The sequence below is a fragment of the Enterococcus sp. DIV0755f genome, assembly GCF_051713725.1.
Lineage (GTDB): Bacteria > Bacillota > Bacilli > Lactobacillales > Enterococcaceae > Enterococcus_D > Enterococcus_D casseliflavus.
Map to the genome: position 1 here is coordinate 894,161 of NZ_JBIOQL010000001.1, position 16,203 is coordinate 910,363.

Here is a 16,203-nt window from a genome sequence, read left to right on the forward strand (position 1 = left end):
ATGCGAAGGTGCAGCCAATCATCTATGGGGAGTAGGAAGAGGAGGCCTTCGCTTATATATCAGTAGGAAACGCGGCAAGGTGTTGTCGTAATTTTGTTAAGAAACGCTCGCCGATCACTGATAATGGGCGATCGTTCTTTTTAATGAGGATGATCTCACCCTCGGACGCGTCGATCAAAGGAAGAAAAGCCAAGCCTTGGCGTTCTGGTTGGGCAACGATCCCCGAGCCGGTTCCATAAAGATCCGTCTGCTGTAATAGCTGGACCATTGTGCCTCGATCGCTGACATGCACCACTTGAGGGCTTTGAGCAAAGTCGATCAAATCCTCGGAAAAGAACGAATAGCGTTCATCTTCTTGCAAAAAGCGTACTTGCGGATAAGGGGCGAGATCCTTTAAGGAAAGTTGCTTTTTTTCTGTCAAGGGATGAGTCGCTCGTAAAAAGACATGGGGGCGAAACCGTCCCAACGCCTCGAAGGACAATTGGGCGCCTTGTAACAGTCGTTCCAATCCTGCTTGGTTTTGCTCATTCAAATAAAGAACCCCAAATTCACTTCGATATTGCTGCACGTCCGTGATTACCTTTAAGGTCGTGGTTTCTAATAGGCGAAACTGGCGGCATTTGGGAAATTCCTTTAGCAGTTCACTGAAAATTCCAGCCGTGAAATCATAGTGCTGGCTTGCGATGGCGAAGGTTTGACTCGCTGCTTGCTTGCTGGAAAAACGCGTTTGCAGCTGCGCCACTTGACTCAAGATCGGCTGGGCATGGTCTAGAAATTCCGAGCCTTCGGCAGTCAAGCGGGCACCTTGATTCGTACGCTCGAAAAGCTGGACCTCCAATTCTGTTTCCAACTCTTTCACGGCTTGGGAAAGACTTGGCTGTGAGAGATACAGCCGTTTGGCTGCTTCACGAAAACTTCCATGGTCAGCGATCGCTTGCACGATCCGCATTTGTTGAATATTCAATTTTTGACCTCCTTTACAAAGATTCAGACGGAAAAAGGGTCCACCAATCAATAGTAGTCAGTTCTTTTCCTTCTATAATAGAAGCTTCTTAAAAAATAAGACGACAGTTGCTGCTTATTGCTACTTGTGAAGCGGTTATTGCAATTCTTCAGGAATAAACCAATAGCCCGTTTGATTCTCTTCTGCCAGCAGTTCTTTAAAGGCTTCAGAACGATATGCTGCCACCACTGCCTGTGCCCAATCACTGTCTTGGTTGGCTTCTTTGATCGTTGCCACCAGTTCATACTCTTGCAAAATGTCTTCACTTAATAAGCTTTCCTCTGCAGCAATTCCAGCACTATAAACGATGCTGCCGGGAATCACCGCATAGTCTAAGTCTGCTAAGCTGCGGGGGATTTGCGCAGAATCCATCTCGACGATATCCAGGTTATAAGGATTGTCAGTAATGGTTCTTAACGTCGCGTCAATGGGCGCCACTTCGGGGTCAAGTTCGATCCAGCCAGCTTTTTGCAGCAGCAACAGGGCACGGGCGCTATTTGACGGATCATTGGGAATCCCGATGGTATCGTTTGCTTCAATCGCTGCTAAATTGTCCTTTCTGCCAGGATACAAGCCAGCTGGAACGGTAGGGATCGGTGTGATACCCACCAAATCGGCACCCGTGTTTTCATTAAAGTTCTCTAAATAGGCGGTATGCTGATCGACGTTTAAGTCGATTTCGCCATCGTTCAGTGCAATGTCTGCTTCCAACACCCCAGTAAAGCCAATATCGGTCACGGTATAGCCAGCTTCTTCTAAAATCGGTTTGATTCCCTGAAGAAACAGCTCGCTGTAAGGTCCTGGTGTCGTACCAACTCTGATTTCTGTCTGCTGTTCTTCGGCATTTCCGGTCACTTCTTCTTGGTTGCCGCAGCCAGTAAATAAGACCAAGGACAACAGACCAATGCCCATACCTAATCGAATCCTTCGTTTCATACTTCTTCCTCCTTTTTTATAAAAAAAACCTTCCCAAAGACAATTCTTTGGGAAGGACGATCATTTCGCGGTACCACCTTCATTTGTTTTTTGCTGAAACAAAAAACCTCAGTCAGTTCATCAAATAAACTGCATTGCGCTATCGGGCTTTCTCCGTCGGGGATTGTTCGTCCACGAATGCTCAAAGGTCATCTTCGGATCGTCTTCCTTACTCGTTTCCACCAGTTCCGAGCTCTCTTGAAAGAAAGGGGGGATCGTACTCTTCTTCTCACTGCATGTGTATGAAATTAGTAGTATCTTAGAACAAGATGAGAAAGTTGTCAATTGCTTTCGTGATAGGTGATTCCAATCACTACGCAGGTAGTAGGGGAACAAATGGGGAAGGGTAAGAATAGATCAATAAGGCAGGAAAAGCAGATGAATGGTCGAAATCGCTTGGCTGGGTTAGAATCGAAGCACAAAACAAAAAAAGAGGCGAGCAAATGAAATTACTTTTGATTGGACATACCGGCACACTTGGGCAGCTTTTAGTTGAAGGCTTTCAGCAGCTACCAGAGGTGGAGCTGATCACGGCTAGCCGTAGCAGCGGCGATCATCAAGTCGAAATTGCGGATGCAGACAGTGTCAGCCAGCTATTTGCAGCTACTGGGAAAGTGGATGCCATTGTTTCCGCTGCGGGAAGCACAGTGTTTAAACCCTTTGAGGAATTGACGTCAGCAGATATTCAACAGTCGGTGGCTTCGAAGCTGCAAGGACAAGTCAACCTTGCGTTGATTGGCCAGCATTTTCTCAATGAAGGCGGCAGTATCACACTGACTTCTGGAATTATCAAAGATGAATTTATCCCAATGGGCACGCCTTCAGCACTGGTCAACGGCGGTTTAGAAGCCTTCGTGGCATCGGCAGCTTTTGAGATCGGTCATGGGGTACGAATCAATGCAGTCAGTCCCAATGCACTTGTGGGCTCTTGGGAAACCTTCGCAGATTCTTTCAAAGGCTTTATTCCCGTTGGTGACGCACCCGTTTTTGCAGCGTATCAAAAAGCAGTCTTTGGGATCATGACTGGCAAAACCTTCACCGTTTATTAAGAAAAAGCAGACGTAGGAAAAACCGCCAAATCAAAGCTGACTTGGCGGTTTTTGTTCTGCTGAAAAAGAAGTAGCAAGCAGTTAAGAAGAGAGCAATTGAGTTTTCAGCTTGGGCATTTCTGCTTTGAGTTGTTGGCGAGCAAAAGCCAAGTCATTGATCCAAGAAGCAATCGCTTCTTTTTCTAAGAACAGAGGCATTCGATCATGGACTGGTTCAACAGAATCGTTCGCGGCAGTCGTTAGAATGATTGATTCGGTTTCGATTTGATCCTCTTTTTGAAGGATGCGATAAAAACCAGCGGCATAAATCACGTGATCTTGCGAAAAGAGAAACTTTTCCTTTTCATGATTCCATTCATAGAAACCAGACATCGGAAAGACACAGCGATGCTCTTGGAAAGGTTTGCGAAAAGTCGGTTTTTCTTCAACGGTCTCAGAACGGGCATTGATCATCAAATGCCCTTTTTTAAAGCCGGTAAAGCCCCATCTTGTCACACCAGCTACAACTTGTTGTTGTTGATTTGCACCGATGGTTACGACATGATTGGAAGGGAAAACATCATTGACAGCGACAGTCTGTTGGCGCTTGTGGGCTTTCGCCGCGGCTTCTTGATAATATTCTGACAATTCGCCAGTTGTTGGGTCAAATAAGTATCGGCCGCACATGGACGGGTCACTCCTTTTTTTGGATTGGCTGGTGCCTTTGTTTCAGTATAAAGACTCAAGGCGTCAAAACCAACTAACTTGCTTCACTTCTCGATTCAACAAGAAAAGGAGCTTAAACATATGTAAAAAATCAGGAGTATCGCTTGATTTGCTGGAAATCAGATAACAAAAAAAGGCAGTCACCTACTGAGGTTGACAGCCTTTTTTATTCTAGTTGGTTAGCCAATTTTTTTAACTCTCCCGCCGATTTTATTTGCGAAACGTTCAGCATCTTCTCTGCAAGTATAGGTCAATGCAATTGTTTTGTCCCGTGTTCTTTTTCCTTCGGCGGTTAGATAACCATGAAAGATTTTAATCGCATACAATAGATAAACACCTCCTTATCCTTGGTAATAATAACAAATTTACCGCTTACATTCAAGGGATATAGTAAAAGTTTATTTTTTGTTAGTTATTTTATTAAGAATTTATTCAAAGGTTTAAGAAACGATTGAAGGAGAAAGGGAGGGGTGATGGAATAGACCAATGATTGCTGTTAAAAGGAAAAAACTCCAAGGAAAAAGAGGCATGTTTCTGAATTTCCATCAAATAAAGAAACTGACAACTGCTTGAATTATTCTTTTGCTGCGCCAATCGAATAGACCAATTCACGGGAATCAAAATGGCCGAAAGAAAACCTATGATAAAGCATAGCTGCCAAGCAGGGAATCCATCGTAAGGGATAGGGGCAAGTACGAAAAGGGAAGGGTGGTCCAAATTAAGCACCTGTTTCTGTATTTTTTGATCAAAGAAAAACACCAGACCTTGTACTTTCACAAGATCTGGTGGTTCATGTCAATTACGCCGATAAACAAATCGCCCATCAAATACGGTCGCTTCAACGGTCGTTTGAAGCAATTCTTCGGCAGTCAAAGGCAAGATGTTTTGGGACAAAATACAAAGATCGGCTAAACAGCCAACTTCTAATCGCCCGATATCTTGCCGACTCAAGGCTTTGGCGGCGCCTGCGGTGTGGGCATAGAGGGCATCGGCGATGGAGATTTTTTCTTGTGGCATCAATCCGCCTGCTGGCTGGCCGTTTTTTTCCTGCCGAGCAACCGCATAATACAGCGAGTCTAAAGGAGTCACGTCGATCACGACTGGCGTATCAGTCCCAAAAGCCAAGGTTGCGCCTTGCTCTAGAAAGGACTGAAAAGGAAACATTTGACTGGCACGCTGAGGGCCTACTTCTTCATCGAGGGTCTCATAACCGACTAATAAATGGCTAGGCTGTACGGAGAGTACCAGTTGTTCTTGGCGAACTAGTGGCAGATCAGCGGCATCCATCACTTCCAAGTGTTCCAAGGTATTGGCTTTGCCTTTAGAAAGCGGGTGAGCAGCAGCACTTTCTTGATAAAAGAGGAGTGCTTGTCGAATCGCTTCATCACCGATGGTATGGATGCGCATCGGCCAGTCTTGCTGGTTGGCTTGTAAAATAAAGCGGCGCATCCGTTGAACATCGATCAACGGCATCCCGACATCACCAGCAAAATACGGTGTTTCATATTCCTCTTTTAAAAAAGCCGTGTGCGTACTCGTCACGCCATCAAAAAATTGTTTGACGCCGCCCATTTGTACTTTTTCGGAGCGATAAGTACGGTAAGTTTCTTTCAGTTGCGTGATGTCTTCTCGCATGGCTGGATAAAAGACAGCGCGCAAGGTCGCTTCTGCTTCTGTTTGCCGATAAAGAGTGGGGTAGACCAAATCGTCCCAGCTTTCTCCTGTCAAGGCCACATCACCGATCGTCGTAATGCCGTATTGATTGAGCTGCTTCATATAGGTCAGAAAGGCAGCAGGGCTTTGTGCCTGAAATGACTGTAAGACCTTTGCTAAATAATGAATGGCGATCGCTTCTAAAAAGCAGCCGCTTAATTGTCCGCTGTTTTCGTCAAGCAGTGCCTCCCCGCTGATCCCTGCTGGTAAATTCTCAGGTGTGATCCCTAAAGCAGTGATCCCTTGGCTATTCAACCAAATACTGTGGGCATCACCTGAAATCAGCATGACAGGCGTGTCGGCACAATAGTTGTCGATCGAATCTTTCGTCGGGTAGACTTGCTGACCGAAATCACTGCTGAACCAGCCGATGCCGATTTTCCATCCATGGGTGATGGGCAAGGCGGGCACTTGCTGGGCAACGGCTTCTTCTGTCACTCCCGTAAGATGGGTCAGTGCCCCTTGATGGAGTAATGCGGAAAGATAAAAATGAACATGAGCATCAATAAAGCCTGGGATGATCATTTGTTCTTTGAGATCAATGACCTGGGTGTCTTCAGTAAGTGTTGGCAGCGCTGAAAGAGGACCCACAGCCGTGATTTTCTGGTCTTCTATCAGGAGAAAGCCCGCAAAAGTCGTTTTTGTTTTGGTATCAAAGATGTGTTCAGATTTTAGTAAGAGTGACAATTATAATCCCAACTTCCATTCAAGGAAAAGATCGTTGTAAAGCTCAACTGTTTCTTTTCCTAAGTATTCATAATGTTCCATTTGTTCCATCGCACTTGGCTCAGGGTAGAAAGCCTTGTCAGCAGTCAGTTCTACTGGCAGCATAGCTTTGGCCGTTTCACTCGGCGTGGCGTAGCCCACGTATTCGGCATTTTGTGCGGCATTTTCTGGTCGCAGCATAAAATTGATGAAGGCGTAGGCTCCCTCAAGATTGCCAACGGTTTTCGGGATCGCAAAATTGTCTGTCCAAATCGCACCGCCGTCATTGGGAACGATATAGGTGACGGCAGGATTTTCCGCCATCACATAAGCGGCATCGCCCGAATATCCGATTCCTAAAGGGGCATCGTTGTTGATCATCAAGGTTTTGATCTCGTCGGTCAAAACTGCTTTGACATTGGGACGGATACTTTCCAGCTTCTTCAAGGCTTTGGTGACCTTGGTCGGGTCTTTTTCATTTTGGGAAAGACCGAGCGTCTGTAACGCGATTCCTAAGGTTTCGCGAGCACCATCCACCATCAATACATCATTTTTAAATGCAGGGTCCCATAAATCACTCCAGCCATGGATCGAAGAAACATCAACTTCTTCAGTATTTGCCATGATTCCGATCGTGCCCCAAAAATAGGGGATCGAGTAGGTATTGTCAGGATCAAAGGCTTGATCCATCAAAAAAGGCGACAGATCTTCCGTTCCGGTCAATTTCTGATGGTCTAAAGGCACTAACAATCCTTCTTCGATCATTTTCGGAATGATCGATTCGCTAGGGAAAACCAAATCATAGCGCGAGCCGCCTTGTTTGATTTTGGTTTCCATCGCTTCGTTGGAGTCAAATGTATTATAAATCACTGAGTAACCAGTCTCAGTTTCGAATGTTTTGATCAATTCGGGGTCAATATATTCGCCCCAATTGTAAATAATCACTGTATTTTTGTCGGACGACGTTGCTGCCCCCGATTCTTTCGTTAACACCGAAGCACCTAAAAACAGCAACGCGGTGATGCCGATCACACCGCCAAAAAATACCCACAACCTTTTCAATTCATCAATTCCTTCTTTCTCTACAATTTCGTATTTCTTGAGTAGCGTAATTGATTTTTAAAGAAAAGGCAATAAAAAAATGAAGAAAAAATAAACCCGTTTCTTTCAAGGCTTTGAAGAAGGAACGGCCAGGTGGCTGGGGCAGTTTCCAAACATATCATTTGTCAAATTCCCTCCTTTTGCCTAAGCTAGGGAAGTGAGAAATCAAGGGATGGAAAAACAGGAACCTCTCTTTGATGAAGAATGAATGTAAGGAGTGAAGCATCAATGGAAACACGTGCTGTCGTTATTGAAGCCTATGGTGGAAAAGACCAATTAAAAGAAGCAACGGTCCAATTACCAGAATTAAAAGCAAATCAATTATTAGTCAAAGTTGCCGCAACATCCATCAACCCGATCGATTGGAAATTAAGAGAAGGCTATTTAAAACAAATGTTTCCGTGGGACTTCCCAATTATTTTAGGCTGGGATGTCGCAGGGGATATCGTAGAAATAGGTGCTGACGTGACAGAATTCAAAGTTGGTGATGCGATCTATGCCCGCCCTGAAACGACTCGTTTTGGGACGTATGCTGATTACGCCATCGTGGATGCTGAGTTAGCAGCGATCAAACCAGAAAACCAAAACTACGCAGAAGCAGCTGCAGTGCCATTAGCTGGTTTGACTGCTTACCAAGCGTTGTTTGAACACGGTCGTTTAAAAGAAGGGGAAAAAGTCTTGATCCATGCCGGAGCAGGCGGAGTTGGTACCTATGCGATCCAACTAGCAAAAGCAGCTGGCGCTTACGTCATCACGACGGCTAGTCCTCGTAACCATGAGTTATTGCAAAAACTTGGTGCCGATGAGATCATCGATTACCATACGACAGATTTTGAAGAAGTCTTGCAAGACATCGATTTGGTCTTTGATACGATGGGGGGCGACACCCAGAAGAAAAGTTTCACTGTCTTAAAACCTAAGGGCCGTCTGATCTCGATTTTGAGTATTGAAGACGAAGACTTGGCAAAAGAAAAAGACATCTTCGCCAAAGCAATTTGGTTACGAACCAACGGCAAACAATTGGCAGAATTGACAGAGCTGATCGAAGCAGAAAAAGTCAACAGTATCATCGGTGCAACCTTCCCATTGACAGCACAAGGAATTTACGATGCCCACGCATTGAGTGAGACACACCATGCAGTCGGCAAGATCGTTATTGAAAACCAAGACAATTTCATCAGCCAAGACGCAGAATAAAGGAGGCTGAACCGATGCGCTTATGGCATGAAGCGCTGATACCTGCTTTGCCTCGGCAGCAGCTGTTAGGCCAGCATCGTGAAGCAGCAGCCTTGCGGGGGCTAGGCTGGGGTAAAAAGCACGCAACCGTCGATTACGTTTTTACCCATCCGCCCTATAAATTGTTTCAATACCATCAGTTAGTGCTGGATGAAATGACCTATCGAGACTATCGGCCAGCACCTGAATGGTACGATCCAGCGTATCGTGGCAAAAATCTGCCGCTGGAACCCTCCGTTCAAGCTGTTCCTTTGACTACGCCGATCTATCCAGAACATGATGAAGCATACTTGGAAGAATGCTTAGTGAATCTCCATAGTAAAGGGATCTATCTTTAAAGACCAAACACTTTCCTGAATTTTTGTTCGGGAAAGTGTTTTTTTGCTTTAAAATCGATAACTTACAAAAAGTAAGCATATTGTTCGCAACTTTTTTTGTTCCTTGTTATAGTGAGAATAGAGAATCAGTAATGAGAAATGAGGAAAAGAAAATGACCATCAATCACAGAAATCTTGAATTTGGGTTAGATACGTTTGGCGATCTAGCCTTTGATGATACAACGAAAGAACGGATCAGTTACAGCGAATCGTTGCGCAATATCGTGGCAGAAGGAAAATTAGCCGATGAAGTCGGCATCGATGTCATTGCCTTAGGGGAGCACCATCGGGAAGAATATTCGATCTCAAGTCCTGATACGGTACTAGCGGCTTTAGCGATGGTTACCAAAACCATCAAATTAGGTACCGGTGTAACTGTCTTGAGTTCGGATGATCCCGTGCGGGTCTACGAACGGTTTGCGACCGTTGACGCGTTGTCGAACGGTCGTGCACAAATCATGCTGGGACGAGGATCTTTTACTGAATCATTCCCTCTATTCGGCTATGACTTGCAAGATTATGAAGAACTATTTGAAGAAAAAACAGCGATGTTCAGTGAATTGAGAAAAGGCAAACCATTAACTTGGGAAGGCAAGTTCACGCAATCCTTAAAAAATGCCGACGTTTTTCCAAAAATCGAGGGACACCAATTAGATACCTATGTGGGTGTCGGTGGAACCCCTGAATCGATCATTCGTGCCGTCCGTTATGGGTTTCCCGTTATGTTAGCGATCATCGGTGGCGAACCTGCTCGTTTTGCGCCCTATGTTGATCTGTATAAGAAGGCAGCGCAGCAATTGGGGCAACCGATTCTGCCAATCGGCATGCACTCCCATGGTGTGATCGCCGACACCGACGAAGAAGCCTATGAAATCGGCTGGAACTACATCAAAAAGAGCATGGACAAAATCGGTCTTGATCGCGGCTGGCCAGCCATGAGCAAAGAGCGCTTTGACTTTGAAGTCGAACATGGATCTTACTATGTAGGCAGTCCAGAAACCGTGGCGCAAAAAATCGCCCGTATGATGCCGCAAGTCGGTGTAGAACGCTTTGATCTGGTTTACGGTACTGGCGGACAGCTGCAAAAAGACCGTTTCAAAACGATTGAATTGTATGGAACCAAAGTGATTCCACGGGTGAAAGAATTGTTGGCAGCAGGTGATAGCAATGCCTAAAACCATCGGTATTTTAGGCGCAGGCAAGTTAGGCTTAGCGCTCGCAAATCTTGGTGTCCAGGCGGGCTATCGGGTCTTGATCGCCAGTACGAAGCCAGCAGAAAAAATTGCCTTGTCCGTTTCTGTGTTGGCTCCGGGAGCGATCGCAAAAAATGCCGCTGAAGTGATGACAGAAGCCCAAACGATCATTTTGGCAATCCCATTGAGTAAGTACCAACAGCTGCCAGCAGAAGCTTTGGCTGGCAAGCTAATAATCGATGCCATGAATTATTGGTGGGAAGTCGATGGCAAAGAAACAGAATACTCATCCATCGAGCAGACTTCTTCGGAACGTGTGCAACGCTATTTTTCCCAAAGTAAAGTAGTCAAAGGATTCAATCATATGGGGTACCACGACATCCAAGAGGAATCCTTGCTGACGAGAACGGCTGCTCAAGGGACTACCAAAAAAGCCATCGCCATTGCTGGTGATGACCAAACCGCCCTCGATCAGACAGCAGAAATCGTTGCTGCCTTCGGCTTTGATCTCTTTCCTATCGGTGCTTTAGCTAATGGCATCATGTTAGAACCCGGCAGTCCTTACTTTGGTGCCAATCAAACCAAAGAGGGATTGACGGCATTGATGAAGGCGTTTTGGAGCAGTGAGAAAGGGCAAGCGTTTCTGGCGCGTCCTTCTGCTGTGAGTAACAAGCAGCAGGTTCCTCATTAAAAGAGCCGGCTCCACGTACGGCTGGATACGATAAAAACAACCCTCTTCTCAAAAAAAGAAGAGGGTTTTTCCCATCCAGTCAAATCAGCACGTGGTCGCTAAAAAATGCAATGTGATTGTTACGATTGTGATTCGTAAGCAGTGGTTGTTACGTTTACGTCTCTGCCAGACGATCCATAGTGTACATATCAGCCTGTACCTGCTTTGTGCTCGCCTTTGACACCCACCCATGTTTGTTAAAGATCGACTAGCCAGTTGGTTTGTTGGATCTTTCCATCTAATTCTCGCAGCTGTTTGGCGGTCGCATTCAATTGCTCCGTTAGCGTTTTTGTATCGATCGTACGCACCAGTCGAATTTCGTTGCGACCCATTCGGGGAGCTGCTTTGGTTTCATCCAGTGCTTGCGTAAGCAGTGCATGCTTGCGGCGCAGCTGTTCTCGCTGTTCTAGTGCTTCCATCAACAATAACGCACTATCTGCTAAAGAGGCAGTCGCATTTTTCCGATTGATGGCTACGACTAATTCTGAATACTGTTGATTGATCTCATCGTATTCCTTGAACAATTCTGTGATACTGCGATCCAAGGTATCGCCTTCTTGGACTAACACACTGCTAGAGATTTCGTTGCGCAATTGAAACAGACGATTGTTCAAATCTCGTCTTAAAAGTAACGCTTCTGCTAATTTCATTTTGGCACACTCCTTTTTTACAAATCAGAAGGCTTATCTAGTTCTTATCCTAGAGAAGAACGTGACGAAAGGCAAGCAAGACGCAAAACAAGCTCTGATAGAAAAATCATAAAAAACTGAATATTCGCAATTCTTGTTGACTTCCAAAAACACCAATAGTATACTTTAAAACAATCATGAAATAGACAAAAAAACGTCATTTACCTGTTTTTTAGATAAAAAGAAAGACGATGAAGAGAAGAGTAGCTTTGGAATCTGTTAGAAGAGAACCCGGATGGTGAGAAAGGGCAGCAGAAAAAAAGTGAAGATGAGCTCTGAGTGATCTGATTTGTTCACGCAAATCAGACGGAAAGCAGCCGTTACCGTGCCAAGTATCTTAGCGTACTGTTGAGGTGCCATTTGTGAGAGTGGTGCGAAAAAGGGTGGTAACACGAAAATCTCGTCCCTTTGTTTGTCAAAGTTGATAAGCAAAGGGATGAGGTTTTTTCTTTTTATCGTTGAATGCGTTTTTTGCTGTCATGAAAAACACTTGCGTTGGTTGCGCAATCACATAGGAGGAAGAATGAAAATGATCTGGAAGAAGCGTTTATTGGTTGCAGCAGGAGTGATTGGGTTGACCCTTTCTGGCTGCACGACAACAGGAAATACTGAGGGATCAGAGGCTGAAACTAACGGAGCGCCGAATCAAGCGATCGCGGTGAGTCTACCAGCTGAGCTGACGACTCTCGATACGACCCAAACGACGGATAAAGCAACGTTTACCATCGTACAACATTTATTCGAAGGGCTTTATCGTTTCGATGAAAACAGTGAACCAGTTCCAGGCTTGGCAGAAGGAGTCGAAATCAGTGAAGATGGCAAAACCTATACCTTTACTTTGCGAGACGATGCGAAGTGGAGCAATGGCGAAGCGATCACTTCGGCTGACTTTGCTTATGCGTGGAAAAAGTTAGTTGATCCAGCAACGATGGGACCAAACGCCTATTTGTTGGATAATGTAGTCAATAGTAAAGACATTCGTGAAGGCAATGCAGACGTAGAAACGATTGGTTTGGAAACCCCAGATGACTCGACCTTTATCGTGCAGTTGGAGCAGCCGCAGCCTTCGTTTTTATCCTTGATTTCCATCGGCTGGTTGGCACCGCAAAATCAAGCCTTTGTTGAAGAAAAAGGCGAGACCTATGCCCGGACAAGTGAAGATTTGTTGTATTCTGGTCCCTTTACTTTAACCGATTGGCAACAGACTGGAGACGAGTGGACGCTAGTGAAAAACGACCAATACTACGATGCTGATGTCGTTCAATTGGAGGAGATCAAAGGCTCCACCATCAAAGAAGAAAATACGGGGATCCAATTGTTTGAAAGCGGCGACCTTGATTTGCAAAAAATCAGCGGGATCTACGTCCAACAATACGGGGACAATGAAGAACTAGTTACGCAAAACGATGTGGCGAACTTTTTCTTAGACTTCAATAAAACCGCCAACGATGCCTTAGCAAATGTTCATGTGCGTAAAGCAATCGCGTTGGCGATCGACAAAGAAAGTCTCGTGGATAATGTGTTGAACGATGGAGCGAAAGTTTTAAATGGATTGATCCCTACTGGATTAGCAGCGAATCCAAATACTGGCGAAGATTTTCGAGCATATAGCGGTGATTATAATCTGTATGATTTAGAGGCTGCCAAGGAAGAGTGGGAAAAAGCCCAAGCGGAAATTGGTGAAAGTACGACGCTGCGTTTATTAGTGACAGATGATGACAATGGTCAAAAAATCGGGGAGTATTTGCAAAGCCAACTGCAAGAAAACTTGCCAGGCTTGTCGATCTCCATCAACAAACAGCCACGTGCCAGCTTGAATCAATCAAGAGCAAATAGTGATTATGAGCTTTCCGTTTCTGGCTGGATCGCTGGAAGCAGTGACATGGATATGTTCTTTATCTTATACAAAAACGGCGCTTCCTTTAACTACGGCGGCTATGTCAATGAAGAATATACGGCGTTGACGGAAGATGCGCGCACCGTTCATGCCAATGACCCCGATCAATATTTTGAAGATTACAAAGCGGCAGAAGAAATTTTGTTGGAACAAGATGCTGCGCAAGTCCCTCTTTACCAAAGTGCTTCAAATTATCTGATCAAATCAAATGTTAAAGACATCCAATTCCCAGCTTATGGCGCGCATTTCTTTTTCCGCACCGCCTATGTTAGTGAATAAGGGGAAAAATAGTTGAATGAAACGCGCATGTTTATTCGATGAACATGCGCGTTTTGCAACAAAAAAAGCAGTTCAGAAAGCTGAACTGCTAAATGCGGAAGATGGGAGTTGAACCCACACGAGATAAACTCACACGCGCCTGAAGCGTGCGCGTCTGCCATTCCGCCACTTCCGCATAAGATAAAGATAATCCTTTCTAGGAAGAAAATCAAGTCCAATCTCACAAAAAGGAGCCCGCCAGCGGGGACTGGCGGGATAGGAGTAAAAATGAAAAAGTGTTAGGGTTGTTTGTTGGTATACATTTATAATAGCGGGAAAATGTGAAAAAAAATTGACGAATCAAACAGAATTCTGAGAAGAAATCGCCAAGAAAAAGTGAAACCATCTAAAACAGTCAGAAGACAAAAAGGAGCCCGCCAGCGGGGACTGGCGGGAAGGAGTAAAAATGAAAAAGTGTTAGGGTTGTTTGTTGGTATGCATTTATAATAGCGGGAAAATGTGAAAAAAAATTGACGAATCAAACAGAATTCTGAGAAGAAATCGCCAAGAAAAAGTGAAACCAGATAAAACAGTCAGAAGACAAAAAGGAGCCCGCCAGTGGGGACTGGCGGGAAGGAGTAAAAATGAAAAAGTGTTAGGGTTGTTTGTTGGTATACAAGTATCATACCGAGAAAATATGAAGAATTTTCGCGTGAAATTTAGAAATTGCGTGAATCTTTTGACAAATTATGGCTTCTGTTTGAATTTTTTCTTAAAAGAGAATTGACAAAAGGCACAAGCTTTGATAATTTTAATGAAACAAAATGCAAACGCGATGAAAAAGAAAGTAGAATCACGGGCGTTGTCTAGCAGAGAGTTCCAGCAGGTGAGAAGGAACGACAACAAATGATTTGAAAATGACTTTGGAGCGGATTTTCTGACTAATTAGGAAAATACGGTTGCCCCGTTAACAAGCGACAGTCTCCGAGTGTTTTCGGGTACTGAATGAGGTGAGGCCTGTGAAGGTTTTACAGATTAAGGTGGTACCGCAGGTGATGCCCTTAGCTTTGGCTAAGGGCTTTTTTTGTGTCTGTAGGGTCAGCTGTTTCATGCGAAGGTTTTGTTGATAAGGAGAAAGGTTGTTGGGAGGAGAGAAAATGCACAAATTAGTGGTTCAAACCGATTTTGGTTTGCAAGATGGAGCGGTCAATGCGATGTACGGGGTAGCCTATCAAGTGGCACCAGAGCTGGTCATTGCGGATTTGACTCATGAGATCGAGCCATACAACATTCATGACGCCAGCTATCGCCTGCTGCAAAGCGTCACCTATTGGCCAGCAGGAACAGTCTTTGTTTCAGTGGTCGATCCTGGCGTAGGGTCTGATCGACGAAGTGTGGTTGCCAAGCTGGCGACCGGGCAGTTGGTTTTGACACCAGATAACGGTACCCTGACCTATTTAGCGACTTATATCGGAATCGCTGAACTTCGGGTGATCAATGAGGCAACTGAGCGCTTGGCAGGATCAGCCGAAAGCCATACGTTTCATGGTCGGGATGTTTATATGTATAATGCCGCTCGGCTCGCCAGCGGTGCCATCAGCTTTGAAGAGCTAGGAACACCTGAACCTAAAGAAGCGATCCAAGTTTTTGCCATTGAAAAGCCAAGCCAAACAGCTGAAACGATCACAGGGACGATCGATATTCTCGATATCCGCTTTGGTTCGTTGTGGACGAATATTCCCCACACGTTCTTTAAGCAATGGCAGGTCCAATACAATGAGTCGCTGCTCGTCAGTATCTACTACCAAGATACCCTGCGTTATCAAGAAGAAGTGCGTTTCGGACGCTCCTTTGCGCAAGTGGCAGAACAAGAACCCGTCTTATATGTCAATTCCTTGCTGAATATCGGTTTAGGGCTCAACTTGGCTTCATTTGCTGAAACCTATAAAATCGGCACTGGCACGAATTGGAAAATTACCCTCAAAAAAAGGAGAAATGAAAAATGAATCAATCAAAATTTACAGTAAAACACATTGTTGCAATCGGTATCGGTGCTGCGGTCTTTTTCGTCTTAAAACGTTTCGTCACGATTCCGACGGGTTTCCCAAATACAGATATCGCCACAGCCTATCCTTTCTTGGCGCTATTAGGCGTTGTCTACGGTCCGATCGTGGCTGGTTTAGCAGGTTTTATCGGGCATGCCCTAGGAGATTTAACGACTTATGGTCCATGGTGGTCTTGGATCGCCGCCTCTGGGATCTTAGGGGTGTTCTTTGGACTTTTGACTCGTTGGATTCCAATCCAGCAAGGAACCTTTGGCGCTAAAGAAATTCGGACCTTCTTGATCGGTGAAACGATCGCAAATTTGGTCGTCTGGGTGATCATTGCCCCGATCGGGGATATTTTGATCTATGGCGAACCAGCGAACAAAGTCTTTACGCAAGGAGTCATTGCGGGATTGACCAATGCAGTCGTAACTGGGATAATCGGAGTGATCCTGCTAAAAGCCTATGCCCAAACCAAAACCAAAAAAGGCAGCTTGAGCAAGGAATCCTAACCAAAGAAATGTGTG

At 45.0% G+C, this 16,203-nt stretch carries 15 protein-coding genes, 1 tRNA gene and 2 other annotated features; of the genes, 8 read left to right on the top strand and 8 right to left on the bottom strand.

All coding sequences use genetic code 11. The annotated features are described in order from the left end of the window. Positions 1–52 precede the first annotated feature (52 nt). Positions 53–964, bottom strand: a complete 912-nt coding sequence (locus tag IGI73_RS04055; protein ID WP_428206527.1) for a LysR family transcriptional regulator — start codon at positions 962–964, stop codon at positions 53–55. A gap of 135 nt (positions 965–1,099) precedes the next feature. Further along, positions 1,100–1,939: a MetQ/NlpA family ABC transporter substrate-binding protein gene (locus IGI73_RS04060; protein ID WP_428206526.1), complete on the bottom strand. Its 840-nt coding sequence runs from the start codon at positions 1,937–1,939 to the stop codon at positions 1,100–1,102. Between the two features lie 49 nt (positions 1,940–1,988). Beyond that, positions 1,989–2,220, bottom strand: a binding site (T-box leader). Between the two features lie 201 nt (positions 2,221–2,421). Here IGI73_RS04060 and IGI73_RS04065 point away from each other — a divergent pair. Then, positions 2,422–3,027 (top strand): short chain dehydrogenase, encoded by a 606-nt coding sequence (locus IGI73_RS04065; RefSeq protein ID WP_428206525.1) that lies wholly within the window; start codon positions 2,422–2,424, stop codon positions 3,025–3,027. An 81-nt stretch (positions 3,028–3,108) separates the two neighbouring features. Here IGI73_RS04065 and IGI73_RS04070 read toward each other — a convergent pair whose 3' ends face one another. The 4 genes from IGI73_RS04070 to IGI73_RS04085 form a co-directional block, all read right to left on the bottom strand. After that, positions 3,109–3,693: an SOS response-associated peptidase gene (locus IGI73_RS04070; RefSeq protein ID WP_271810770.1), complete on the bottom strand. Its 585-nt coding sequence runs from the start codon at positions 3,691–3,693 to the stop codon at positions 3,109–3,111. A gap of 218 nt (positions 3,694–3,911) precedes the next feature. Next, positions 3,912–4,058 (bottom strand): hypothetical protein, encoded by a 147-nt coding sequence (locus IGI73_RS04075; protein ID WP_005234527.1) that lies wholly within the window; start codon positions 4,056–4,058, stop codon positions 3,912–3,914. A gap of 469 nt (positions 4,059–4,527) precedes the next feature. Next, positions 4,528–6,132 carry an amidohydrolase gene (locus tag IGI73_RS04080; RefSeq protein ID WP_438759110.1) on the bottom strand — a complete coding sequence of 535 codons (1,605 nt, stop codon included), beginning with the start codon at positions 6,130–6,132 and terminating at the stop codon, positions 4,528–4,530. Further along, the gene (locus IGI73_RS04085; protein WP_159160243.1) at positions 6,133–7,212 is read right to left on the bottom strand and encodes an ABC transporter substrate-binding protein; all 1,080 of its coding nucleotides are present in this window, start codon (positions 7,210–7,212) and stop codon (positions 6,133–6,135) included. It lies immediately after the preceding gene. Between the two features lie 267 nt (positions 7,213–7,479). Here IGI73_RS04085 and IGI73_RS04090 point away from each other — a divergent pair, with 267 nt between their 5' ends. From IGI73_RS04090 to IGI73_RS04105, 4 genes are all read left to right on the top strand, one after another. Continuing rightward, positions 7,480–8,448 (top strand): NADP-dependent oxidoreductase, encoded by a 969-nt coding sequence (locus IGI73_RS04090; RefSeq protein WP_015509211.1) that lies wholly within the window; start codon positions 7,480–7,482, stop codon positions 8,446–8,448. A 14-nt stretch (positions 8,449–8,462) separates the two neighbouring features. Further along, positions 8,463–8,825 carry a TIGR02328 family protein gene (locus tag IGI73_RS04095; protein WP_428206523.1) on the top strand — a complete coding sequence of 121 codons (363 nt, stop codon included), beginning with the start codon at positions 8,463–8,465 and terminating at the stop codon, positions 8,823–8,825. Positions 8,826–8,977: 152 nt separating this feature from the next. Continuing rightward, positions 8,978–10,039: an LLM class flavin-dependent oxidoreductase gene (locus IGI73_RS04100; RefSeq protein WP_087627089.1), complete on the top strand. Its 1,062-nt coding sequence runs from the start codon at positions 8,978–8,980 to the stop codon at positions 10,037–10,039. Beyond that, positions 10,032–10,748 carry an NADPH-dependent F420 reductase gene (locus tag IGI73_RS04105; protein WP_428206522.1) on the top strand — a complete coding sequence of 239 codons (717 nt, stop codon included), beginning with the start codon at positions 10,032–10,034 and terminating at the stop codon, positions 10,746–10,748. The genes IGI73_RS04100 and IGI73_RS04105 overlap by 8 nt, the downstream gene beginning before the upstream one ends. A gap of 236 nt (positions 10,749–10,984) precedes the next feature. Here the strand turns inward: IGI73_RS04105 and IGI73_RS04110 are convergent, their stop codons facing one another. Continuing rightward, positions 10,985–11,437 carry a DIP1984 family protein gene (locus tag IGI73_RS04110; protein ID WP_005225396.1) on the bottom strand — a complete coding sequence of 151 codons (453 nt, stop codon included), beginning with the start codon at positions 11,435–11,437 and terminating at the stop codon, positions 10,985–10,987. Between the two features lie 562 nt (positions 11,438–11,999). Between IGI73_RS04110 and IGI73_RS04115 the strand changes: the two genes are divergently transcribed. Continuing rightward, positions 12,000–13,652 carry a peptide ABC transporter substrate-binding protein gene (locus IGI73_RS04115; RefSeq protein WP_428206521.1) on the top strand — a complete coding sequence of 551 codons (1,653 nt, stop codon included), beginning with the start codon at positions 12,000–12,002 and terminating at the stop codon, positions 13,650–13,652. A gap of 93 nt (positions 13,653–13,745) precedes the next feature. Here IGI73_RS04115 and IGI73_RS04120 read toward each other — a convergent pair. Next, positions 13,746–13,827 (bottom strand) — tRNA-Leu (locus tag IGI73_RS04120). Positions 13,828–14,457: 630 nt separating this feature from the next. Then, positions 14,458–14,697, top strand: a binding site (T-box leader). 91 nt (positions 14,698–14,788) lie between these two features. Between IGI73_RS04120 and IGI73_RS04125 the strand changes: the two genes are divergently transcribed. Further along, complete coding sequence (locus IGI73_RS04125; protein ID WP_005225399.1) at positions 14,789–15,637, top strand: SAM hydrolase/SAM-dependent halogenase family protein; 849 nt, start codon at positions 14,789–14,791, stop codon at positions 15,635–15,637. Then, on the top strand, positions 15,634–16,188 hold the full coding sequence (locus IGI73_RS04130; RefSeq protein WP_005225401.1) for an ECF-type riboflavin transporter substrate-binding protein: 555 nt from the start codon (positions 15,634–15,636) through the stop codon (positions 16,186–16,188). The genes IGI73_RS04125 and IGI73_RS04130 overlap by 4 nt, the downstream gene beginning before the upstream one ends. The last annotated feature ends 15 nt before the right edge of the window (positions 16,189–16,203 follow it).